This window comes from Buttiauxella sp. 3AFRM03 (assembly GCF_003675305.1).
Classification (GTDB): domain Bacteria; phylum Pseudomonadota; class Gammaproteobacteria; order Enterobacterales; family Enterobacteriaceae; genus Buttiauxella; species Buttiauxella ferragutiae.
In genome coordinates this window covers 3,569,157-3,590,853 of the sequence record NZ_CP033076.1, presented here as the reverse complement: position 1 = coordinate 3,590,853, position 21,697 = coordinate 3,569,157, and the positions used below count along the sequence as shown (strand labels likewise).

At 50.5% G+C, this 21,697-nt stretch carries 19 protein-coding genes; 14 read left to right on the top strand and 5 right to left on the bottom strand.

The genetic code is table 11. The features are described from left to right. Positions 1–133: 133 nt before the first annotated feature. The 4 genes from treR (at position 134) to D8682_RS18285 (ending at position 5,318) form a co-directional block, all read left to right on the top strand. Complete coding sequence (gene treR / locus D8682_RS18300) at positions 134–1,081, top strand: trehalose operon repressor TreR (RefSeq protein WP_064543195.1); 948 nt, start codon at positions 134–136, stop codon at positions 1,079–1,081. Between the two features lie 122 nt (positions 1,082–1,203). After that, positions 1,204–2,622 carry a PTS trehalose transporter subunit IIBC gene (gene treB / locus D8682_RS18295; RefSeq protein ID WP_121814829.1) on the top strand — a complete coding sequence of 473 codons (1,419 nt, stop codon included), beginning with the start codon at positions 1,204–1,206 and terminating at the stop codon, positions 2,620–2,622. A 130-nt stretch (positions 2,623–2,752) separates the two neighbouring features. After that, entirely contained in the window at positions 2,753–4,408 is a 1,656-nt protein-coding gene (treC, locus tag D8682_RS18290) for an alpha,alpha-phosphotrehalase (RefSeq protein ID WP_121814828.1), read from the top strand. A gap of 163 nt (positions 4,409–4,571) precedes the next feature. Next, the gene (locus D8682_RS18285; protein WP_121814827.1) at positions 4,572–5,318 is read left to right on the top strand and encodes an oligogalacturonate-specific porin KdgM family protein; all 747 of its coding nucleotides are present in this window, start codon (positions 4,572–4,574) and stop codon (positions 5,316–5,318) included. A gap of 10 nt (positions 5,319–5,328) precedes the next feature. Here D8682_RS18285 and D8682_RS18280 read toward each other — a convergent pair whose 3' ends face one another. Further along, positions 5,329–5,988 (bottom strand): MurR/RpiR family transcriptional regulator, encoded by a 660-nt coding sequence (locus tag D8682_RS18280; protein WP_121814826.1) that lies wholly within the window; start codon positions 5,986–5,988, stop codon positions 5,329–5,331. 185 nt (positions 5,989–6,173) lie between these two features. Between D8682_RS18280 and D8682_RS18275 the strand changes: the two genes are divergently transcribed. The 6 genes from D8682_RS18275 to nrdG all read left to right on the top strand — a co-directional run bounded on the left by D8682_RS18275 (position 6,174) and on the right by nrdG (position 15,480). Continuing rightward, the gene (locus tag D8682_RS18275) at positions 6,174–7,571 is read left to right on the top strand and encodes a PTS fructose transporter subunit IIC (RefSeq protein WP_121814825.1); all 1,398 of its coding nucleotides are present in this window, start codon (positions 6,174–6,176) and stop codon (positions 7,569–7,571) included. 23 nt (positions 7,572–7,594) lie between these two features. Further along, positions 7,595–10,216 carry a glycoside hydrolase family 38 C-terminal domain-containing protein gene (locus D8682_RS18270; protein WP_121814824.1) on the top strand — a complete coding sequence of 874 codons (2,622 nt, stop codon included), beginning with the start codon at positions 7,595–7,597 and terminating at the stop codon, positions 10,214–10,216. Then, positions 10,213–11,916, top strand: coding sequence for a sugar phosphorylase (locus tag D8682_RS18265; protein ID WP_238392778.1), 1,704 nt, complete (start codon positions 10,213–10,215; stop codon positions 11,914–11,916). Before D8682_RS18270 ends, D8682_RS18265 begins: the two co-directional genes overlap by 4 nt. Before the next feature lie 13 nt (positions 11,917–11,929). After that, the gene (locus D8682_RS18260) at positions 11,930–12,505 is read left to right on the top strand and encodes a fructose PTS transporter subunit IIA (RefSeq protein ID WP_121814823.1); all 576 of its coding nucleotides are present in this window, start codon (positions 11,930–11,932) and stop codon (positions 12,503–12,505) included. A gap of 374 nt (positions 12,506–12,879) precedes the next feature. After that, the gene (nrdD, locus tag D8682_RS18255) at positions 12,880–15,015 is read left to right on the top strand and encodes an anaerobic ribonucleoside-triphosphate reductase (RefSeq protein ID WP_121814822.1); all 2,136 of its coding nucleotides are present in this window, start codon (positions 12,880–12,882) and stop codon (positions 15,013–15,015) included. Beyond that, positions 15,016–15,480, top strand: coding sequence for an anaerobic ribonucleoside-triphosphate reductase-activating protein (nrdG, locus tag D8682_RS18250; protein ID WP_064543189.1), 465 nt, complete (start codon positions 15,016–15,018; stop codon positions 15,478–15,480). A 95-nt stretch (positions 15,481–15,575) separates the two neighbouring features. Here nrdG and D8682_RS18245 read toward each other — a convergent pair whose 3' ends face one another. Together D8682_RS18245 and D8682_RS18240 are read right to left on the bottom strand one after the other, a co-directional pair. Beyond that, positions 15,576–16,217, bottom strand: coding sequence for an NAD(P)H-binding protein (locus tag D8682_RS18245; RefSeq protein WP_121814821.1), 642 nt, complete (start codon positions 16,215–16,217; stop codon positions 15,576–15,578). A 15-nt stretch (positions 16,218–16,232) separates the two neighbouring features. Then, a complete protein-coding gene (locus D8682_RS18240; protein ID WP_121814820.1) occupies positions 16,233–16,676 on the bottom strand; it encodes a YhbP family protein in 444 nt (147 codons plus the stop codon). Positions 16,677–16,729: 53 nt separating this feature from the next. Here D8682_RS18240 and D8682_RS18235 point away from each other — a divergent pair, with 53 nt between their 5' ends. Beyond that, positions 16,730–17,038, top strand: coding sequence for a GIY-YIG nuclease family protein (locus D8682_RS18235; RefSeq protein WP_064543182.1), 309 nt, complete (start codon positions 16,730–16,732; stop codon positions 17,036–17,038). Here the strand turns inward: D8682_RS18235 and D8682_RS18230 are convergent. Together D8682_RS18230 and D8682_RS18225 are read right to left on the bottom strand one after the other, a co-directional pair. Beyond that, the gene (locus tag D8682_RS18230; protein WP_064543180.1) at positions 17,022–17,528 is read right to left on the bottom strand and encodes a GNAT family N-acetyltransferase; all 507 of its coding nucleotides are present in this window, start codon (positions 17,526–17,528) and stop codon (positions 17,022–17,024) included. The genes D8682_RS18235 and D8682_RS18230 overlap by 17 nt on opposite strands. Continuing rightward, entirely contained in the window at positions 17,522–18,046 is a 525-nt protein-coding gene (locus D8682_RS18225; RefSeq protein WP_064543178.1) for an SCP2 domain-containing protein, read from the bottom strand. The genes D8682_RS18230 and D8682_RS18225 overlap by 7 nt, the downstream gene beginning before the upstream one ends. Positions 18,047–18,304: 258 nt before the next feature. On the opposite strand from D8682_RS18225, the gene D8682_RS18220 reads away from it, so the two are divergent. The 3 genes from D8682_RS18220 (at position 18,305) to D8682_RS18210 (ending at position 21,297) form a co-directional block, all read left to right on the top strand. Next, entirely contained in the window at positions 18,305–19,300 is a 996-nt protein-coding gene (locus tag D8682_RS18220; protein ID WP_064543176.1) for a peptidase U32 family protein, read from the top strand. An 8-nt stretch (positions 19,301–19,308) separates the two neighbouring features. After that, positions 19,309–20,193: a U32 family peptidase gene (locus tag D8682_RS18215; RefSeq protein ID WP_121814819.1), complete on the top strand. Its 885-nt coding sequence runs from the start codon at positions 19,309–19,311 to the stop codon at positions 20,191–20,193. Between the two features lie 93 nt (positions 20,194–20,286). Next, entirely contained in the window at positions 20,287–21,297 is a 1,011-nt protein-coding gene (locus tag D8682_RS18210; RefSeq protein ID WP_121814818.1) for a luciferase-like monooxygenase, read from the top strand. Positions 21,298–21,697 lie beyond the last annotated feature (400 nt).

Below are 21,697 nucleotides of genomic sequence, written 5' to 3'. Positions count from 1 at the left end.
GAAAAAGTCATTACGATACTGGCGGATATTCTACGCCGACAAAACTAAACCTCACGTAAACCAGATTTTTTCCGTTGTGGTATCGTTGACTAGCCTTAATTCTAATGAGCAATTGATTGCCAGGAACCGACACATGCAAAGCCGCCTCACTATCAAAGACATCGCCCGTTTAAGCGGTGTGGGTAAATCCACTGTCTCGCGAGTTCTGAATAATGAAAGCGGGGTCAGTGCGCGTACACGTGAGCGCGTGGAAGCGGTGATGCAGCAAGAAGGTTTTTCCCCTTCCCGGTCAGCACGTGCGATGCGTGGACAGAGCGATAAAGTGGTCGCTATTATTGTGACCCGTCTGGATTCGCTATCGGAAAACCTCGCGGTACAAACCCTGCTGCCGTCGCTCTATGAGCAAGGCTATGATCCGATCATGATGGAAAGCCAATTTTCCCCGAAACTGGTCGAAGAGCATTTAGGCGTGCTGAGGCGTCGCCATATCGACGGGGTGATTTTGTTTGGCTTCACCGGCATCAATGAGAAAATACTCGCTCCGTGGCAATCGACGCTGGTGCTGATGGCGCGGGACGCCAAAGGGTTTGCTTCGGTGTGTTATGACGATGAAGGCGCTATCGATATTTTGATGGCTCGTCTGTATGAGCAAGGCCACCGCCAGATTAGTTTCCTCGGCGTTCCCCATAGCGATGTCACTACCGGTTTTCGCCGCCATCAGGCGTATCTCGCGTTCTGTAAAAGCCACGCGCTAACACCGAATTTCGTCCTGCCGGGCCTGGCAATGAAACAAGGTTATGACCACGTGGCCGAAGTATTGACTCCGGAAACCACCGCGCTGCTGTGCGCCACCGATACCCTCGCTTTGGGTGCCAGTAAATATCTGCAAGAACAACAAAACAGCGCTTTGCAACTGGCGAGCGTCGGTAGCACGCCGCTGATGAAATTCCTCCATCCCGAGATCATTACCGTCGATCCCGGTTACGCCGAAGCCGGTCGCCAGGCCGCAAGACAACTGATCGGCCAGATCACCCAAACCCGCGATCTACAGCAGATCGTTATCCCCGGATCATTACAGTAATCTCCCCTCTTTTACGGTTTATTGTGATCGTCGCCTTATTTAGGGAACGTTCCCATTTTCGTAAAAAAGATTAAAAGATAACCTTGCTGGCAGATAACACCTCACTACCTCGGGACATCATCATGGCCAAAGTGAAACAACAAGATATAGACAGGCTGATAGAGCTGGTTGGCGGACGTGGCAACATCGCCACTGTGAGCCATTGTATTACCCGCTTGCGTTTTGTATTGAATAACCCAGCCGCTGCATCACCAAAACAGATTGAAGAATTACCGATGGTGAAAGGCTGCTTTACCAATGCCGGGCAGTTCCAGGTAGTGATTGGCCCCGAAGTCGGCGATTACTATCAGGCGTTGATCGCCACAAGTGGCCACAGCAACTCAGACAAAGAACAAGCAAAACTCGCCGCGCGCCAGAATATGAAATGGCATGAGCGTTTGATCTCCCACTTCGCCGAGATCTTCTTCCCACTGTTACCGGCATTGATCAGCGGCGGTCTAATCCTCGGCTTCCGTAATGTGATCGGCGACTTGCCGATGAGCAACGGGCAGACGCTGGCGCAAATGCACCCGTCGCTACAATCGATTTACGACTTCTTATGGCTGATTGGCGAGGCAATCTTCTTCTATCTGCCAGTCGGTATTTGCTGGTCAGCCGTGCGAAAAATGGGCGGGACACCTATCCTTGGGATTGTGCTTGGCGTCACGCTGGTATCACCACAGCTGATGAATGCCTATGAATTGGGTAGCAAAATTCCTGAAGTGTGGAACTTTGGCCTGTTTACCATCGAGAAAGTGGGCTACCAGGCGCAAGTGATTCCAGCCTTGTTGGCGGGCCTGGCTCTGGGCTTTATTGAGACGCGTCTGAAACGCATCGTGCCGGATTACCTCTATCTTGTAGTAGTGCCTGTGTGTTCGTTGATTCTGGCGGTATTCCTGGCGCACGCGTTTATCGGCCCGTTTGGCCGCTGGATTGGTGACGGTGTGGCCTTTGCGGTTCGCCACCTGATGACCGGCAGTTTTGCCCCGATTGGCGCTGCGTTGTTTGGCTTCCTTTACGCGCCGCTGGTGATTACCGGTGTACATCAGACCACGCTCGCCATCGATATGCAGATGATTCAGAGCATGGGCGGAACCCCAGTTTGGCCGCTGATTGCGCTGTCTAACATTGCTCAGGCGTCTGCGGTGGTTGGCATTATCATTTGCAGCCGTAAGCACAACGAACGTGAGATTTCAGTTCCGGCGGCGATTTCTGCCTACCTGGGCGTGACCGAACCGGCGATGTACGGCATCAACCTGAAATACCGCTTCCCGATGCTGTGCGCAATGATTGGCTCAGGGCTTGCGGGCTTACTGTGTGGCCTGAGTGGCGTGATGGCAAACGGGATTGGCGTGGGTGGTTTACCGGGCATTCTGTCCATTCAGCCGCGTTACTGGGAAGTGTATTCGCTGGCGATTCTGATTGCGGTCATCGTGCCGATTGTATTGACCAGCGTGATGTATAAACGCAAACACCGTCAAGGTTTGTTGCTGGTGGTGTAATCGGTTCACAATCGGTGGTGGATGACGCTAACGCTTATCCACCCTACAAAGGCTTTTCGTAGGTCGGATAAGCGCTAGCGTCATCCGACAACAGAGGTCACATTGGCCTCACTGGTTTTAGGAATGATTTATGAATACAACTCCTCCCTGGTGGCAACACGGTGTCATTTACCAGATCTACCCGAAGAGTTTCCAGGACACGACTGGCAGTGGTACCGGTGATTTGATTGGCGTAATTAAGCGCCTGGACTATCTCAAACTGCTTGGTGTGGATGCCATCTGGCTGACACCGTTTTATGTTTCGCCGCAGGTCGATAACGGCTATGACGTGGCGAACTACTGTGCCATCGATCATACCTACGGCACGCTGGATGACTTTGATTTACTGGTTGCTGGCGCCCACGAGCGCGGTATCCGCGTCGTTCTGGATATGGTGTTTAACCATACTTCCACGCAACATGCATGGTTCCACGAATCGCTGAACAAAGAGAGCCCGTACCGCGAGTTTTATATCTGGCGCGACGGTACGCCAGACGTTTTACCCAACAACTGGCGCTCTAAATTCGGTGGTAACGCCTGGCGCTGGCACGCAGAGAGCGGCCAGTATTATCTGCACCTGTTTGCGCCGGAGCAGGCGGATCTCAACTGGGAAAACCCGCAAGTTCGCGCTGAACTGAAAAAGGTCTGCGAATTCTGGGCCGACCGTGGCGTAGATGGTTTGCGTCTTGATGTGATCAACCTGGTTTCCAAGGATCAGGATTTCCCGGCGGATATTGAAGGCGGTGACGGGCGTCGTTTTTACACCGACGGGCCGCGCATCCACGAATATCTGCAAGAATTAAGCCGCGATGTGTTTGTACCACGCGAGTTAATGACGGTGGGCGAAATGTCCTCCACCACGCTCGATAACTGCCAGCAATATGCCGCACTCAACAGCAATGAACTGTCGATGACGTTCAACTTCCATCACCTGAAAGTGGATTATCCGGACGGGCAAAAATGGGCGCTGGCAGCCCCTGATTACATCGCACTGAAAGCGATTTTCAGCCACTGGCAACAAGGCATGCACAACGTAGCGTGGAATGCGTTGTTCTGGTGTAACCACGACCAGCCGCGCATTGTGTCGCGCTTTGGTGACGAAGGCGAGCTGCGTGTGCCGGCAGCCAAAATGCTGGCGATGGTGCTACATGGCATGCAGGGCACGCCGTATATCTATCAGGGCGAAGAGTTGGGGATGACCAACCCGCACTTCAAACGCATCATTGATTACCGTGATGTCGAAAGCCACAACATGTACGCCGAACTGCGCGCCCAGGGCCGCGAGAGTGACAATCTGCTGGCGATCCTCGCCAGTAAATCGCGCGATAACAGCCGTACGCCGATGCAATGGGACGATGGCGAAAACGCAGGATTTACCACCGGTACGCCGTGGATCAACCTGTGCGATAACTATCAGACCATCAATGCCAGAGCAGCGGTTGACGATGCCGATTCAGTATTTTATGCCTACCAACGCCTCATCAAACTGCGTAAAGCCAACCCTGTTTTCACCTGGGGTAGTTATCAGGATCTGCTGCCTGAGCATCCGTATTTGTGGTGTTACCGCCGTGAATGGCAAGGGCAAACACTGGTGGTTGCGGCGAACCTCAGCCGTGAAAATCAATGGTGGATGCCGGAAGCCTTTGAAGGCGACTGGGATGTACTGATGAGCAACTACGCTGATGCAGCGGGGAAACCTGGCGAGATCAGCTTACGGCCATTTGAGGCGGTTTATTGGTTGCAGTAATTTTAAGTGGCAGATAAAACACACAATGTATTTTATCTGCTTTTTCTCTTTTATTATCTCGTAGTATTGCTATACAACGAATGGATTATAAAACCTTTAACACGCTGCAATGAATTAATCACAATTTGTCCTGCCTACATTTCATTTATTAGACAGGACGTTTATGAATACCTCTATTTCAAAAATATCATTACTAGCTTCATTACTCATCTCTAACGTTGCCTGGAGTTCCACTACCGCAGTGGATGTTCGTTTCGGGCATAATACAAATTCAGATGTTAATGATTCGCGTATTAAAGTGATGCATCAAGCAGATAATGGATTTTATTTTTCTGTTGAAGCTGCACAAAATCATAATGATACATTTTTCGGTGATACCGACCGTTATAATCCAGATGATAAAGGTGTTACCGAGGCAGCAGAGGAAATTGAAACCCGCTGGCGTTTTGACCTCGGTAATGGTTATGCCGTTGCTCCGGGGATGGTCACTGTTTTTACCGGCACCAACACCCACTATCGTCCATTTATTCAGGGCTGGAAGTCCTTTGATAATGGGTTAAATATTTCTACTCGTTACCGCTATAACACTGTGAATGATGCCCACAGCGACCGGGAACTGGACGGCAGCGGCTATACCCGCCGCCAGTCACATCAGTTTGATATCTGGTTTGCCTACAACATGGGTAAATTTGGTATGTCTTATAACCCTCGTTTCCGCTGGCAGGATGGCGTCGACCAGGGGACTGGTGATGATACCTACTGGGAACATACTCTGGCCTTCAACTACAAACTGGATGACGGTTGGACACCGTACGTCGAACTGGTTTCGCTGGATAAAACCTACATCAACAATGACGGCAATCATGAGAATGATTACGCCGTACGCCTGGGACTCGTTAAGTCCTTATAAAACGATAGAGTCAGACTGCGTTGTGCTGTAAAAGATGACAGCCAATGCGGTCTACAACCATCAGCAAATCCAGCTGCCCTTCACGCTGATAGAGCGAAATGGGATTACGATTAATTTCCAGCGGCCAACAGACTGTTCCCAGGGATTCCAGTGTCGAATTGCGGCTGGTAATCACCAGCACTTTAAGCCCTTTGCGGTGAGCATTATGGGCCATTTCAATCAATGAATGTGTTTCACCAGACTTGCTCAATAATACCAGGGTTCCTTTCACCACACAGGTAAGCTGGTGAATATCGTTGAGCATCAGATGGGGTAAGTTCGCAAGTGAAAGAAAACGCGATAAATAATTCAGGCTGGTCAGCGTTGCCCCACGGGCATAAAGGTAGATATGCCCTGAGTTCGCCAGTAACTCACAAACGCTATTCAGAAATGGTGGTTCATCAGAGGACATTTCCCGCTCAATCGGTTTAAATAATGCCTGGTCACGAGTAAATTTGTAACGCAGTTCGGTATAACTTGCATAGCCCATTTTTTTACACACCCGATTAACGGATGTCGTAGTCGTAAAATTATCATGCGCAATAGTTTTAGCCGATAGCCCCCCTATTTCCTTACCACGCCGTAAGATGTACTCATAAATAAGACGTTCACTTCCCTGAAATGCATTCACTGAATTAAACCTTTAGTCATTAAAAATGTAAAGATTACACTTTCAGTTTCTTTTCCACTGCCACATAAATCACATTTTGATCGTAATTAGTATGATGATACGTGATATGTATCAGCAAACTATTTAGATACCACTGGGAGCTATTTATACTCGCCAGAATAATATAATGACTGGAATGTCTCATAATGAAAACAAAACGTATTGTTGCGGTCACTGCGTGTCCGACAGGTATTGCTCATACTTTTATGGCGGCAAAGAAAATAGAAAGTTGGGCTAAAGAGCATGGCTTTCATGTCAAAGTAGAAACACAAGGTAGTGATGGTGTAAAGAATCTCCTTACGCGCGAAGATATCGCCAGCGCAGACGCCATTATTCTTGCCGTCGATGTCCCAATTCAGGATCAAGAACGCTTTGATGGATTACCGCAGCTTAAAGTCCGCACCCAGGAATTAATCAAGCATACGGATGAATTTTTACAACAGGCACTCAATGCCGGTAAAACGCCTCATATAACAACAGGATCGCCAGAAATATCGCGCACGGCTTACCAGGTTTTTATCGGTCATATTATGACGGGTATCAGCTATATGCTGCCGGTAGTGGTATTAGGCGGGCTGCTCATGGCCGTCGCCAAAATTACTGGTCAGTTTATTGAGATTGAAAACACCCCTTTCGCGGTACTCGATAAATTGGGTTTTATGACCATCAAATTTATGTACCCGATTTTCGCCATGTATCTGGCTTTTTCTATCGCCGGAAAACCTGCACTGATCCCTGGTTTTATCGGTGGCATAATGTCTGATGAAATCTATAAACGCTTCTTTGATTTGGACGGTTTTATGCCATCCAGCTTTTTTGGCGCGATTGCGATTGGCTTTTTCGTCGGCTATATGGTGCGTTATCTCAACGATGTGATCAAAGTCAGCACACAGCTGACTACCATCAAAACCATGCTGGTGGTACCGCTTCTGACGGGCATTACGCTGGTGATGGTGATGCAGTATCTGATTAATCCCGTTTTTGGCGCACTCAACCAATGGATGGTGGGATTCTTCACCGCCGCCGGAGATACCGGGCGCGGTTTCTACTCCGCAATGATTGCTGCCGGTACCGCCTTCGATTTAGGTGGCCCAATCAATAAAGCAGCAGGTTCTGTAGCGCTGGGGTTAAACGGTGCTGGCCCGACATTCGATTTAACCGCCCGCGAGCTATCGATTGTTATCCCATCGATTGGCGTCGGTTTTGCGGCATTACTCAATGGACGCTTTGGCTTACCCGATGTCTTCAGCAGTGAAGAAAAAACCTTGGGTAGCACATCACTTCTGCTGGGGGTTATCGGTATCTCTGAAGGGGCGATTCCCTTCATTCTGAAGAACCCACGCCTGATCCCTGTTTTTATGACCGGAGCGGTAGGCGGAACGCTGGTCGCCATCTCACTGGGCGTGAAACAAACCCTTCCGTTACCTGCGATTTGGGGCTGGCCGCTGGCGACCAATGTGCCGGGTTACTTATTCGGGGTGCTGATTGGCTCGCTGATTTGCGCACTGGGTGTGTTGTTTCTTAGCAAGAAAAGCGTCGCATGACTTCATCATATAAGGAAAAGAACATGACCCGGATTCATGTAATCCCACATACCCATTGGGATCAGGAGTGGTATTTCACGCATCAGGACAGCAGCGTTCTGGCGTCATATAACTTTATCGAAGTCCTGCGCACGCTCTCTGATGCGCCGGATTACGCCTACTACCACCTTGATGGGCAAACGGCCATTGTGGAAGATTTTCTGGCGATCAAACCTGATTACCGCAATCTTTTACAACAGCTTGTCAGCGATAAACGGCTGTTTATCGGCCCCTGGTATACTCAAACCGATACCTACAATGTGCATGGCGAATCCATCATTCGTAATCTGAAATATGGCATCACTTTTGCCCGTTCATTGGGTCATGCCATGAAGGTGGGTTATCTGCCCGATACGTTTGGCCATAATGCCCAGATGCCGACGCTTTTGCGCGGTTGCGGCCTTGATAACCTGGTGTTCTGGCGCGGGATTGACCACGACACGCAAGTTCCACGCAGCCAGTTCTGGTGGCAAGCGCCATCCGGTGCCACTATTTTGGCCTGTTCCATGCCGTATGGTTACGGTGCCGCCAAGAATATCCAGGCCACAAGCGTCCATCTTGAACAGAAGATTTTCCCTATGGTGGAGCAGATTAAGCAACGTTCAGGCCTTGCTGATGTGCTGCTTCCCTGCGGTGGAGATCAGGTGAATATCGACCCCAATCTACCGCAAATTCTGGCTCAGGCGTCAGCATCGTCTCTGCAACAGGACGAATGGATACTCAGCTCACTGGAACAGTTTATCGATGCTGTGCGCCCGCAATGTGATGCAGAAACGGTATGGCAAGGCGAGTTGAAAGCCCCACGTTACACACGCATCCACAAAACCATTGGTTCCGTGCGTTATGACATTAAAAAGCGCAATTATGACATCGAACAATTCCTGCTACGTAAGCTGGAACCGGTAGTCGCTATCGCTCGCAATCAGGGGATCAGTGTCAATACCGAATGGGTCGACAACGCCTGGAAAACGATTCTGCGTAGCCACGCGCATGACTCAATGGGCGGCTGTAATAGCGACGCGACTAATCAGGATATTGTGCATCGCCTGAAACAGGCAGAACAGGTCGTCCATAGCTTGTGGAACCTGGTGGTAAAAGAGCTAGCATTTGCTACCTGCCGTGAAGGTGATTTCCTGATATTCAACACCCGTGCAAGCATTTGGTCTGGCACGGTGGAAGCTACGCTGTATACCGTCGCACCAGGCTTCACGCTCACTCGCGCAGGCCAGCCGTTGGCTTTTAGCGTGATAGAAAAGCAAACGCTTTCCGGCGGTAAAACTGTGCAGCTCACACCACAAGGGGAGCAAGAGGTTGCTCAACCCTCTTACTATCGCTGGCGTGTGGCAATAGAAACCGTCGACCTCCCGGCGTTAGGCTATGCCGTGGTACAGGTGAATGAAAGCCCATCGCAACTCATTGCCACAACGGTAAAAAAAGCCACCGCGGAGATTCAAAACCAGCATTACTGCCTGAGCCTCGAAAACGCAAAATTGAAACTGGTGGAGAAAAAAACCGGCCGCATAATTGAGAGTCTGCTGGCGCTGGAAGATTGCGCCGATGCAGGCGACAGCTACGATTTCTCACCTTTAGCGGGCGACGTCCCAATAGCAGCCGATAATTTCACGCTTCTCTCCTGTGAAACACAAGATCACTTCCAGCGCCTGACGCTTCGCACCACGCTGGCTCTGCCGGCGAATCTGGCAGCACGACAGGGGAAAGAACAGCACGCAGCGACATTACCAGTCACCGTGGTGTGCGAGCTGCATCATGACAATCCGCATCTTTTCATTCATGTCGAGCTGACCAACACAGTTTGCGATCACCGGTTACGGTTGGTGATTAACAGCGATATTCACACTAGCCACTCGCTGGCCTCCCAACCGTTCTCTATGATCGCACGTCCGCTGAATAATCATCCTCACGGCTGGCAGCACACACTACGGGAAAATCCGGTCGATATCGAAACCAGCGACGGAATTATCGCCATTGAGCAACCAGGGAAAGCACTGGTTATCAATAGCATGGGAATGAAAGAATTCCAGGTGCTGGAGTCCTCACCCAACCGTGTGGCGCTGACTTTGTTTAAAGCCACAGGTGTACTTGGGCGTGACGATCTGGAATGGCGACCAGGGCGCGCTTCGGGTATCAACAACACGGTGGTGGAAACGCCGGACGCACAACTGCTACAACCGCTGCGTTTTAGCCTAGCACTGGCATTAACCGACAACGCCCGCCATCTTACCCTGCGCCAACTTGAAGCAGATGCCATCCACCAGCCATTCTGCTACCAGCGTCAGGCGCTTAATACCACCGAACATCGCCTGGAACGCTTTGCCTTACGCTTTAGCGCACGCCTGCTGGCACCCGAATTCAGCTTAATCACGCTGCCTGACTCGCTATTTTTGTCGGCGATCCCACATTCACTCACCACAGATGGAACCGTCATCAGGGCATTTAATGCGACGGATGATGATGTGGCACTGCCGCCTGAGTTACTGCGCCATCGCCAGGTGAATTATCTCGAAGAAAAAGTCGCACCCGCATCGTACATCGCCCCAGCTAATACAGTCGATTTTTTAGTTAAAGTGCATGGAGAACTCGCATGAAACCTGATGATTCAGAACTTGCTCTGCATCTGAAAACCGCGCTGACCGGGGTTTATCCCGACAACGATAACACCGTATTGTGTGACGCCATTATGGAGCGTTGCAGACACTGGGCACTCCCGGATTATGCCGCCACGCCTGTAGATGAAAAAACGGCTTACATGATTACCTACGGCGATGCGTTCCAGCACAACAGTGAGCCAACGCTTACGGTATTACACCATTTCGTCCGTCGCCATCTCAAGAATGTAATAAGCGACGTGCATCTGTTGCCGATGTACCCATGGACTTCTGACGATGGTTTTAGCGTCACCGACTACCGGAAAATCGATCCACAGCTGGGAGACTGGTCGCATATTGCCGCACTGGCGCAAGACGCAGATCTGATGTTTGACTGCGTGATTAACCATATCTCGCAGCACAGCGCCTGGTTCCAGGGGTTTCTTCGCGGTGAGCCGCAGTATCAGAATTTTTTCATCGCCGCCGATCCTCAGGGCGATTATCACCAGGTGACCCGCCCGAGGACACTGCCGCTACTGACCCCATTCGTGAAACACAATGGTGAAAAGCTGCATATCTGGACGACCTTCAGCGCCGATCAGATCGATCTCAATTTCCGCGAACCTGCGGTGCTACTGGAAAGCATCGACATTTTACTGGAATACGCCGCACGTGGTGGGCGCTCCATTCGTCTGGATGCGATTGGCTTTATCTGGAAAGAGCCTGCTAGCTGCTGTATCCATCTACCACAGGTTCACCAGATTATTCAGATCTGGCGCATGATCCTCGACGAGGTTTTTCCTTGCTGCCGCCTGATTACCGAAACCAACGTGCCGCATGCTGAAAACATCAGCTATTTTGGTGACGGAAACGAAGCGCAAATGGTGTATCAGTTCCCATTGCCGCCGTTAACTCTGCATGCTTTTCTGCGTGGCAATGTGCGCTGGCTACGCGATTGGGCACAATCACTTGAAACTCAGCCTTTGCCAGAAAACGTCACTTTCTTCAATTTTCTGGCGAGTCATGACGGCATTGGTTTACGTCCAACCGAAGATTTGCTTGAGGATGCAGAGCGGGAATTTATTGTCAGTGAAGTATTACGCAAGCAAGGTTTAGTCTCATGGAAAAACAACCCGGACGGCAGCCAGTCACCCTATGAGCTGAACATTAATTTCCTCAGCGCACTGAGTGAACCATGGCATAGCGTGGCAGAAAAAACCGCCTGTACTACTGCGGCCCATGCCATTTTGCTCACGCTACGCGGCGTACCTGCGATCTATTATCACAGCCTGCTTGGCAGTGAAAACGATTTGGCGGCGGCAGAACAATCGGGCATAAATCGGCGGATCAACCGAAAAAAACTGCCTCTGGCGATTGTTGAGCAAAACTTAGCGGATACAACAAGCTTGAGTAGTTGCGTATTTAACAGTCTGCGCCAGTTACTGTCTATCCGTCGACTGCACAGCGCCTTTTCCCCGTTTGCCAACCAACATGTATTGACCCTGAACGATGCGCTTTTTGCCGTCGAGCGCCATCACCCGATAAGCGGCGAAACGCTAACCTGCGTGGTGAATGTCAGAAATGACACACAACCGCTAATGTTGAACATCAGTGGCATCGATCTGCTCAGTAACACCCCTTTTTCTGGCAACTGTACACTGAAAGGCTGGCAGGTAATGTGGATACAACACACTAAATAATAAGGATAAAAATATGGAACTGGACATGCTCACTCAGCGAGAGCTGATTTTGATTGATCCCGTCAATCCGACGCCAGCCACGCTCATTACACTGTTGACTGAACGCCTGGTACAAACAGGAAAAGTACGGAATGCCTCAGTATTTATCAACAGTGTGATGAAACGTGAAGCTGAAGGTCCGACTGCGCTAGGGGAAGAACTCGCGGTACCGCACGGCAAAAGTGATGCTGTAGCACAAGCCGCTTTCGCGCTGGCAATATTGCCGCAGCCTATTAACTGGACAGGCATTGAGGGGGATGAACCGGTAAGACTAGTTTTTCTGTTAGCAATCCCACCGCAGGAAGCGGGTAACACCCATATACAGCTTCTGACAACCTTAACCAGTCGTTTAACGGAAGACGCGTTTCGCGAAGCGTTATTAGCAGTCAGAACACCTGATGAAGTCATGGCACTACTTTGCGCTGAAAGCGATGAAATCGCTCCACAAGAAAAACCTGTACTCCAGAATAAGGTCGTTCCCGCTATTCTGGGGCTGATTTCAGCCACAGCGTTTCTACTTGCTGCATTATCCTGGAACGGAAACACCTGATTGTTTAACGGTGTGGTGGCTCGGTATAGATTCTGTTCCATCACACCATCCATTTGCTGGGTATTTCTACGAAAAAACGCCTCCGTAAATAAGCACACCCCCATCGTGACTGCGTCGCCTGATTTACTTTGTTCTGCATCAATAAAACCACAAACATCTTTGATGCAAAGCACTACATATAGACCTTAAAATGCGCCCCGACCCCACATATTGTATTTTTCGACTATTATAGCAACAAGTACCACAGAGGATTCAGGGGATTATCTGTGGATAAACATCGGCTCAAAATCATAAAGCCTATGGCAACGCGAGCAAATTTCGGCTTGCGAACAATTTCAATCCTTTGTGGATAACCTTTTTAGAATGGAGAGATCATGACACCGCATGTGATGAAAAGAGACGGGTGCAAAGTGCCTTTCACTTCAGAGCGCATTAAAGAAGCTATTCTTCGTGCAGCTAAAGCAGCGGGAGTCGATGACGCAGACTATTGCGCCACCGTCGCAGATATTGTTCGTGCGCAAATGGAAGGCCGCACTCAGGTTGATATCGGTGAAATCCAGACTGCCGTGGAAAATCAGCTGATGGCTGGTGACTACAAGCAACTGGCGCGTGCTTATATCGAATATCGTCATGACCGTGATATTGAGCGCGAAAAACGTGGCCGCTTAAACCAGGAGATCCGCGGTCTGGTTGAACAAACTAACTCCGCCTTGCTCAACGAAAATGCCAATAAAGACAGCAAGGTTATCCCGACACAGCGCGACCTGTTAGCCGGGATCGTGGCTAAACACTACGCATCACAGCATTTGTTACCGCGTGATGTGGTACTGGCCCACGAGCGTGGCGATATTCACTATCACGATCTGGATTACTCCCCGTTCTTCCCGATGTTTAACTGCATGCTTATCGATCTCAAAGGCATGCTGACGCACGGCTTTAAGATGGGTAATGCGGAAATCGAGCCACCAAAATCCATCTCTACCGCCACAGCGGTGACTGCGCAAATTATTGCTCAGGTTGCCAGCCATATTTACGGCGGCACCACGATTAACCGTATTGACGAAGTGCTGGCGCCATTTGTCACCGCAAGCTTTGAAAAACACCGTGAAACCGCCGAGGAATGGCAGATCCCGGATGCCGAAGGTTATGCGCTTTCCCGTACTGAGAAAGAGTGTTATGACGCCTTCCAGTCCCTGGAATATGAAGTGAATACGCTGCATACAGCCAATGGTCAGACGCCGTTTGTCACCTTTGGTTTTGGCCTGGGAACTAGTTGGGAATCACGTCTGATTCAGAAATCTATTCTGCGTAATCGCATCGCAGGTCTGGGCAAAAACCGCAAAACGGCGGTGTTCCCGAAACTGGTATTTGCTATCAAAGAGGGTCTGAACCACAAGGCTGGCGATGCAAACTACGACATTAAACAGTTGGCTCTGGAGTGCGCCAGCAAGCGCATGTACCCGGATATCCTGAACTATGACCAGGTCGTGAAAGTGACCGGCTCGTTCAAAACACCAATGGGCTGCCGTAGTTTCCTTGGCGTATATGAAGAGAACGGCGAGCAGATTCACGATGGCCGTAATAACATCGGCGTGATCAGCCTGAACTTGCCGCGTATTGCGCTGGAAGCAAAAGGCGATGAAGCCACTTTCTGGACGCTGCTCGATAGCCGTCTGGAGCTGGCTTTTAAAGCCCTGATGACGCGTATTGCACGGCTGGAAGGAGTGAAAGCTCGCGTTGCGCCAATCCTGTATATGGAAGGGGCTTGCGGTGTGCGCCTGAAAGCCGACGACGACGTGTCGGAGATCTTCAAAAATGGCCGTGCGTCGATTTCCCTGGGTTATATCGGCATCCACGAAACGGTGAATGCGCTGTTTGGTAATCAGCACGTTTACGACAGCGAAGAACTGCGTGCGAAAGCCGTGGCAATTGTTGAGCGTCTGCGCCAGGCAACTGACACATGGAAAGAAGAAACCGGCTACGGTTTCAGCCTTTACAGCACGCCAAGTGAAAACCTGTGTGACCGCTTCTGCCGTCTTGATACCGCTGAGTTTGGCGTGGTTGCAGGCGTAACGGATAAAGGTTACTACACCAACAGCTTCCACTTAGATGTTGAGAAGAAAGTTAACCCTTACGACAAAATAGACTTTGAAGCTGCCTATCCGCCAGTCGCGAACGGCGGTTTCATCTGTTACGGCGAATACCCAAATATTCAGCACAATTTGCAAGCGCTGGAAGATGTCTGGGATTACAGCTACCAACACGTTCCGTACTACGGCACTAACACGCCAATTGATGAGTGCTACGAATGTGGCTTTACCGGTGAGTTTGAATGCACCAGCAAAGGCTTCACCTGCCCGAAATGTGGTAACCACGACGCCGCTCGCGTCTCGGTAACGCGCCGCGTTTGCGGTTACCTCGGCAGCCCGGATGCTCGCCCGTTTAACGCCGGCAAGCAAGAAGAAGTGAAGCGCCGCGTGAAGCACCTTGGCAACGGGCAGATCGGCTAAGTGAACATGCATCAATATTACCCGGTTGATATTGTTAACGGGCCGGGTACCCGCTGCACACTGTTTGTTTCAGGCTGCGTGCATGAGTGCGCAGGCTGTTATAACAAAAGCACATGGCGGGTGAATTCCGGTGTGCCGTTCACGCAGGAGATGGAAGACCGGATCATTAACGATCTGAACGACACGCGTATCCGCCGCCAGGGGTTGTCGCTTTCAGGCGGCGATCCGCTTCATCCGCAAAATATCGCGGATGTGTTGAAACTGGTGCGACGAGTGAAAACGGAATGTCCCGGCAAAGATATCTGGATGTGGACGGGCTATAGGCTTGATGAATTAACCGAAGCTCAACGTGAAGTTGTTGATTTAATCAATGTGCTGATTGACGGTAAATTTGTTCAGGATCTCAAAGATCCGGCGCTTGTCTGGCGCGGCAGCAGCAACCAGGTTGTGCATCATTTACGATAAAGCCCCTCGTAGGTCGGATAAGCGCAGCGTCATCCGGCACCACTGATGCAAATGGTGGATGACGCTAAAACGCTTATCCACCCTACAAAAACACGTTAATCACCCTTTGCCAGCAATCTGAGGTCATGTGAATCCAGAATGTTCACGCCTTCGCGAGAGGGAGCCAGCGCTTCTCGCAACATCGTCTTTGCCACATCCCGCGCTTCAATGGATTTCCATTTCCCCGGCATGATTTTAAACAACGGCGCCAACAGCGATTCATTAAAGCGTTGTGATTCACGATGCCCAAGCAGCATAGACGGGCGAGCAATGGTTAAACGTGGCCAGTTCTGCGCGATAAGCGCCTCTTCCATTTCCCCTTTCACCCGGTTGTAGAAGAACGGTGATTTGCTGTTTGCACCGATAGCGCTGACCACCAGCATATGTTTTGCCCCCAGACGCAAGCCGGTTATCGCGGTATCCACCACCAGCGTGTAATCCGCTAATACAAAAGCCTCTTTGCTACCCGCTTCTTTCATAGTGGTACCGAGACAACAAAAGACCGTATCAAGCGGCTCGGTTAATTGTGTGAGTGCGTCACTCAACTGAGGATCGTAGGGATTGGTGACGTTGTTCATCGCAGGCAAGGGACGCCTTGTCGCCGCAATGATGTGGCTGACTTGCGGCGCATTGATCAACATGCGTAATAGATGTCCACCAATGAGACCTGTGGCCCCTGTTAGCAAAACCCGGCTCATAAGTTCTCCTTTCGCTTATTCACCAAGCTTAGTTTCATCCCGCAGCCAGTGTAGTTTTTTTCCAAAACCGAGCGTGTTGTCGGTCATTTTTATTTCATCAAGCCGAAGTTCCCATACCGGTGCAGACATCATTCGGGCAACCGGGAAGCGCTTACAGTAACGGCTGCGGATACTGTCCACTTCGCCTTCTTCTACTAATTTGATTTCACCTCGGAACTGCACACCACGAATTAATGCGACAGTTTTCGGCTGTCCATTGACGGTTCCGGCGACATGGGCCTGCTGGCCAATTAACTCACCGTGACGGGTATGGGATTCACTGAGCAGATAAAAAGCCACCCGTTGTTCATCAAAGAGGTAGAACGCATTCGCGCACCATAAATCGCCGTGACTACCTGCGCAGTAAGTCAGTACATGCTGTTTGTTCAGCCAACGACTGATGGCATTGAGAGTTTCCATGTGCAACCTGAAGAGTGATATTCTGCGGGAAATGTCAATTATGCGCCTGACCTATGTCTCCCTGGTATCTCTATTTAGTCCGCACTCTCGATAACCGTTTATATACGGGCATTACCACTAATGTGGAGCGCCGTTTCTCACAGCATCAAACAGGGAAAGGTGCGAAAGCGCTGCGCGGGAAAGGCGAACTTACACTGGCATTCAGCCATTTGGTGGGCGATCGTTCCAGTGCGTTACGCCTGGAATATCGCATCAAACAACTACCGAAAGCGAGCAAAGAGATGTTGGTAAAGGGGATACTGCCTTTTGAAGACCTGCTGGCAGATCTTCAAAAGACTCCGGAAATTAAAACTCCCGGTTGAAATGCTCGTGGTATTCCACCAGTCCTGAAACACCAGTCAGCGCATCGTCAGCTAACGGATGGATCAGGAAATAAGCTTCGGTGTCTGGCCAGGCACAGCGTAAGCCGTATTGAGCGGCAGGAACAAAACCAAAGCGGCTGTAGAGTTCCGGCTCACCTAAAGTCACAACGGCTGCGTAACCAAACTCATTGAGCGAATCCAGTCCTTCGTAAACCAGTTGCTTCGCCAGGCCCTGCCCACGGTAAGCTTCATCAACGGCAAGCGGCGCAAGCCCCACCCATTGCAGCTCTTCACCTTCTACGGCGACAGGACTGAAAGCGGCGTAACCCACAACCTGACCTTCGTCATCAGTGGCAACAACGCCAAGCGTTAGCAGGCCGTCTTCTCGTAAATCTTTGACCAAATCGGCTTCACCATCACCTTTAAAAGAACGGCGAAGTAAGGCGTCGATGCCCGGAGCATCAATGGGTATTTCTACACGAATTAGCATGGCTCACCTACCGAGTTACTTTCTGGAGCAGACTGATATTTCATACCTGCTTCGACAAAATCAGCCAGTTGTAGCAGCAGCATGCGTAATGGTTTAGGCATCGCATCCAGCTCAATGGCATCCATTAGGTTTTTAACATATAGCCCAAGTTCAGTGTCGCCTTCAATGACCAAACGGCGCTGGAAAAACAAGGTATCTGGATCTTGCTTGCGGGCTGCGATCATCAACAGATCGTTGGCGGTTGCACTGAAGCTGACATCTGCTGGGGCATCTTCACGCACTACCAGTTTATTATCTTGTACCGAAGTAAACCACTTCAGATCGAGGTCGCGTACTTCAATACTTAACCAGCGTCCCTCAAGAAATTCTAGCTCACCCTCTTCCATCGCCTGACGAAACTGCCAGCCAAGTACCTGCTCTAGCACCTGGCGCTTTAGAGCAAAGGGCGTGAGTTTAACCGGTGTTCTTAACAGTGACGGGCCAAGATGGACCAGGCGTGAACGCAATTTATCCAACACGAGCTTTACTCCTTGAGAAATTTATCCGCTATTTTGCCACACCAACTATTCTCCGTAGCGGTGCAAATCAACAATTACGCGGGTTATCAAGACGACTTATAGGTCACATCAATAAGCGATCAATACGCCATTAGCTGCCTTAAATCAAAATTTGTCGCTGTCGGGTTAACTAAAATCCCAGTTCGTTAACAATTTTGCGGCCCTTGCCTTGGGCTGCACGGGTCACCTCTGAGGTTTCCCGATGATTCAGGATAAATTATGGAGTTGCTTTGCCCAGCCGGAAACTTACCGGCGTTGAAAGCGGCCATCGATAATGGTGCCGACGCGGTTTACATTGGTCTTAAAGATGATACCAACGCACGCCATTTTGCTGGACTGAATTTCACGGAGAAGAAACTGCAAGAAGCGGTAAGTTACGTGCATCAACATCGCCGTAAGCTCCATATCGCTATCAATACGTTCGCGCACCCTGACGGCTACGTGCGCTGGCAACGAGCAGTGGATATGGCAGCGCAACTCGGAGCCGATGCCCTCATTTTGGCTGACCTCGCTATGCTTGAATACGCGGCTGAGCGTTATCCGCATATCGAACGCCATGTTTCAGTACAAGCTTCCGCCACCAACGAAGAAGCGATTCGTTTTTATCATCGTCATTTCGACGTGGCTCGTGTCGTTCTGCCGCGTGTGTTATCCATTCATCAGGTAAAACAGTTAGCCCGCGTGACACCGGTGCCACTGGAGGTTTTCGCTTTCGGTAGCCTGTGCATCATGGCGGAAGGTCGCTGTTATCTTTCTTCTTATCTGACTGGCGAGTCGCCAAATACGGTGGGCGCATGCTCTCCTGCGCGCTTTGTTCGTTGGCAACAAACGCCACAAGGTCTGGAATCACGCCTCAATGATGTGCTGATTGACCGTTACCAGGATGGCGAAAACGCCGGTTACCCGACGCTTTGTAAAGGGCGCTATCTGGTTGATGACCAGAAATATCACGCGCTAGAAGAGCCAACCAGCCTGAACACGCTTGAGCTGCTGCCTGAATTACTCGCCGCAAATATTGCATCCGTGAAAATCGAAGGTCGCCAACGTAGCCCGGCATATGTCAGCCAGGTCGCTAAAGTGTGGCGTCAGGCAATCGACCGCTGCATGGCCGATCCTGAAAATTACCGTGCACAACCGGCATGGATGGAAGCATTAGGGGCGATGGCCGAAGGCACACAAACCACTCTCGGTGCCTATCACCGTAAATGGCAGTAGGAAATCCCATGAAATATTCATTAGGGCCAGTGTTGTATTATTGGCCAAAAGAGACGCTGGAAAAGTTTTACCAGGCTGCGGCAAAAAGCAGTGCTGAAACTATTTATCTTGGTGAGTCGGTATGCAGCAAACGTCGTGCTACCAAGACGGGTGAATGGCTGGATATGGCGAAAAGCCTGGCAAGCCAGGGCAAGCAAGTGGTGCTCTCTACTTTGGCACTGGTTCAAGCTCCGTCTGAGTTGAACGAGCTAAAACGCTATGTTGAGAATGGCGAGTTCCTGATTGAAGCCAATGACCTTGGTGCCGTGAACATGGCGGCAGAACGCAAGCTGCCATTTGTCGCCGGGCATGCGCTTAACTGTTACAACGCAGTGACGCTGCGCTTGCTGCTCAAACAAGGCATGGTTCGCTGGTGTATGCCCGTTGAGCTGTCGCGAGATTGGCTGAAAAACATGTTGATTCAGTGCGATGAGTTGGGCATCCGCAACAAGTTTGAAGTTGAAGTCCTCAGTTACGGGCACTTGCCACTGGCCTACTCTGCCCGTTGTTTTACCGCTCGTTCAGAAGACAAACCGAAAGATGAATGCGAAACCTGCTGCATTAAATATCCTGTCGGGCGCAACATGCTTTCACAGGAAAATCAGCAAGTGTTTGTGCTTAACGGCATTCAAACCATGAGCGGTTATGTTTACAACCTCGGTAATGAACTGGCATCAATGAAAGGCCTGGTCGACATGGTGCGTTTATCGCCAATGGGCATGGATACCCTGCGCGTGCTGGAAGCATTCCGAAAAAATGAGAACGGCAATGCGCCTTTAACTCTGGCACAGCAAAGCGATTGTAATGGCTACTGGCGGCGCGTCGCAGGCTTAGAGTTAGTCACTCAGAGCTGAGAAAAGGCTCACTTTGTTACTTAAATGTTGATGATTTTCAGCAATACTGAAGAGATTATCAGCAAACGTAGTACCCAAACAAAGTGAGCCGTTATGCCTGACATCACAAAAGTCCCGTTCTCTTTACTCGATCTAGCCCCTATTCCACAAGGCTCCGAGCCTCGTGATGCATTTCATCGTTCTCTGGATTTAGCGCGCCTGGCCGAAAAACGTGGCTATCACCGCTACTGGCTGGCTGAACACCACAATATGACTGGGATTGCCAGTGCGGCAACGTCGGTACTGATTGGTTATCTGGCGGCGAATACTGAGACTTTGCGCCTGGGTTCCGGTGGCGTGATGCTGCCGAACCATTCACCTTTAGTGATTGCCGAACAATTTGGTACGCTGGAAACTCTTTATCCTGGGCGTATTGACTTGGGTTTAGGCCGCGCACCTGGTAGCGATCAACGAACCATGATGGCGCTGCGCCGCCATATGAGTGGTGATATCGATAACTTCCCGCGCGATGTCAGTGAGTTGGTCTCCTGGTTTGATGCAACCGATCCCAATCCAGCGGTGCGCCCGGTTCCGGGTTACAACGCTAAAGTTCCGGTCTGGTTGTTAGGCTCCAGCTTGTACAGCGCACAACTCGCGGCACAACTTGGGCTGCCATTTGCCTTTGCTTCGCACTTTGCGCCAGATATGTTGTTCCAGGCTCTGCAACTTTATCGCGCCCAGTTCAAACCCTCTGCTCGTCTTGAAAAACCGTATGCGATGGTATGTATTAATATCGTCGCCGCCGACAGTAACCGCGATGCCGAATTCCTGTTTACCTCTATGCAGCAGGCTTTCGTTAAATTACGTCGCGGTGAGACTGGTCAACTACCGCCACCGATTGAAAATATGGATAACTTCTGGAGCCCTGCCGAGAAGTATGGCGTGCAGCAAGCGTTGAGCATGTCGCTGGTAGGCGATAAAGCGAAGGTGCGTCATGGGCTGATTTCGTTACTGCGGGAAACCCAGGCCGATGAGATTATGGTCAACGGCCAGATTTTTGATACTGAAGCGCGGTTACATTCATTTGATTTGGCAATGGATGTGCATGAGAGCCTGACGGACTAACCTTCCCCTCACCCCGGCCCTCTCCCAAAGGGCTGTCTCTTATACACAACTCACCCGGGCATTTTGTCAGGGTGAGACCTGTAAGCCTCGTTGATTTTCCGTTCACCTGTGCGTTCTGTTATCTCTTTAATTCCCGAAAACGGTGAACGTATCAAGGGGTTAACGCCAACCCCTTGATAATCCAGGCGCCCGGCAAATCAATCGCCGCTAAAGCGGTAAACACCGTTTTTCACCCAACATTCGGGGTCGTTCGCGATTCGTTCCAGACGATCGCTCTCTCACGTGGCTCCCGGCCACGTGACCCCGACTGAAGGGCGAAAAACGGTGCGATTGAAGCCGGCAACAAGGTCAAAACCGCTCTGTCTTTTGACTTTGACTTTGACTTTCAGGTCCGGCTTAA

Excerpts from the sequence above, each read along its gene's own strand:
- D8682_RS18245 (WP_121814821.1), bottom strand. The coding sequence starts at position 16,217 with ATGAGCCGGGTTTTGCTAACAGGGGCCACAGGTCTCATTGGTGGACAT.
- D8682_RS18220 (WP_064543176.1), top strand. The coding sequence starts at position 18,305 with ATGGAGTTGCTTTGCCCAGCCGGAAACTTACCGGCGTTGAAAGCGGCC.
- treB (WP_121814829.1), top strand. The coding sequence starts at position 1,204 with ATGGCCAAAGTGAAACAACAAGATATAGACAGGCTGATAGAGCTGGTT.
- D8682_RS18260 (WP_121814823.1), top strand. The coding sequence starts at position 11,930 with ATGGAACTGGACATGCTCACTCAGCGAGAGCTGATTTTGATTGATCCC.
- D8682_RS18240 (WP_121814820.1), bottom strand. The coding sequence starts at position 16,676 with ATGGAAACTCTCAATGCCATCAGTCGTTGGCTGAACAAACAGCATGTA.
- treC (WP_121814828.1), top strand. The coding sequence starts at position 2,753 with ATGAATACAACTCCTCCCTGGTGGCAACACGGTGTCATTTACCAGATC.
- D8682_RS18235 (WP_064543182.1), top strand. The coding sequence starts at position 16,730 with ATGTCTCCCTGGTATCTCTATTTAGTCCGCACTCTCGATAACCGTTTA.
- nrdD (WP_121814822.1), top strand. The coding sequence starts at position 12,880 with ATGACACCGCATGTGATGAAAAGAGACGGGTGCAAAGTGCCTTTCACT.
- D8682_RS18265 (WP_238392778.1), top strand. The coding sequence starts at position 10,213 with ATGAAACCTGATGATTCAGAACTTGCTCTGCATCTGAAAACCGCGCTG.
- D8682_RS18215 (WP_121814819.1), top strand. The coding sequence starts at position 19,309 with ATGAAATATTCATTAGGGCCAGTGTTGTATTATTGGCCAAAAGAGACG.
- D8682_RS18285 (WP_121814827.1), top strand. The coding sequence starts at position 4,572 with ATGAATACCTCTATTTCAAAAATATCATTACTAGCTTCATTACTCATC.
- treR (WP_064543195.1), top strand. The coding sequence starts at position 134 with ATGCAAAGCCGCCTCACTATCAAAGACATCGCCCGTTTAAGCGGTGTG.
- D8682_RS18275 (WP_121814825.1), top strand. The coding sequence starts at position 6,174 with ATGAAAACAAAACGTATTGTTGCGGTCACTGCGTGTCCGACAGGTATT.
- D8682_RS18230 (WP_064543180.1), bottom strand. The coding sequence starts at position 17,528 with ATGCTAATTCGTGTAGAAATACCCATTGATGCTCCGGGCATCGACGCC.
- D8682_RS18210 (WP_121814818.1), top strand. The coding sequence starts at position 20,287 with ATGCCTGACATCACAAAAGTCCCGTTCTCTTTACTCGATCTAGCCCCT.
- D8682_RS18270 (WP_121814824.1), top strand. The coding sequence starts at position 7,595 with ATGACCCGGATTCATGTAATCCCACATACCCATTGGGATCAGGAGTGG.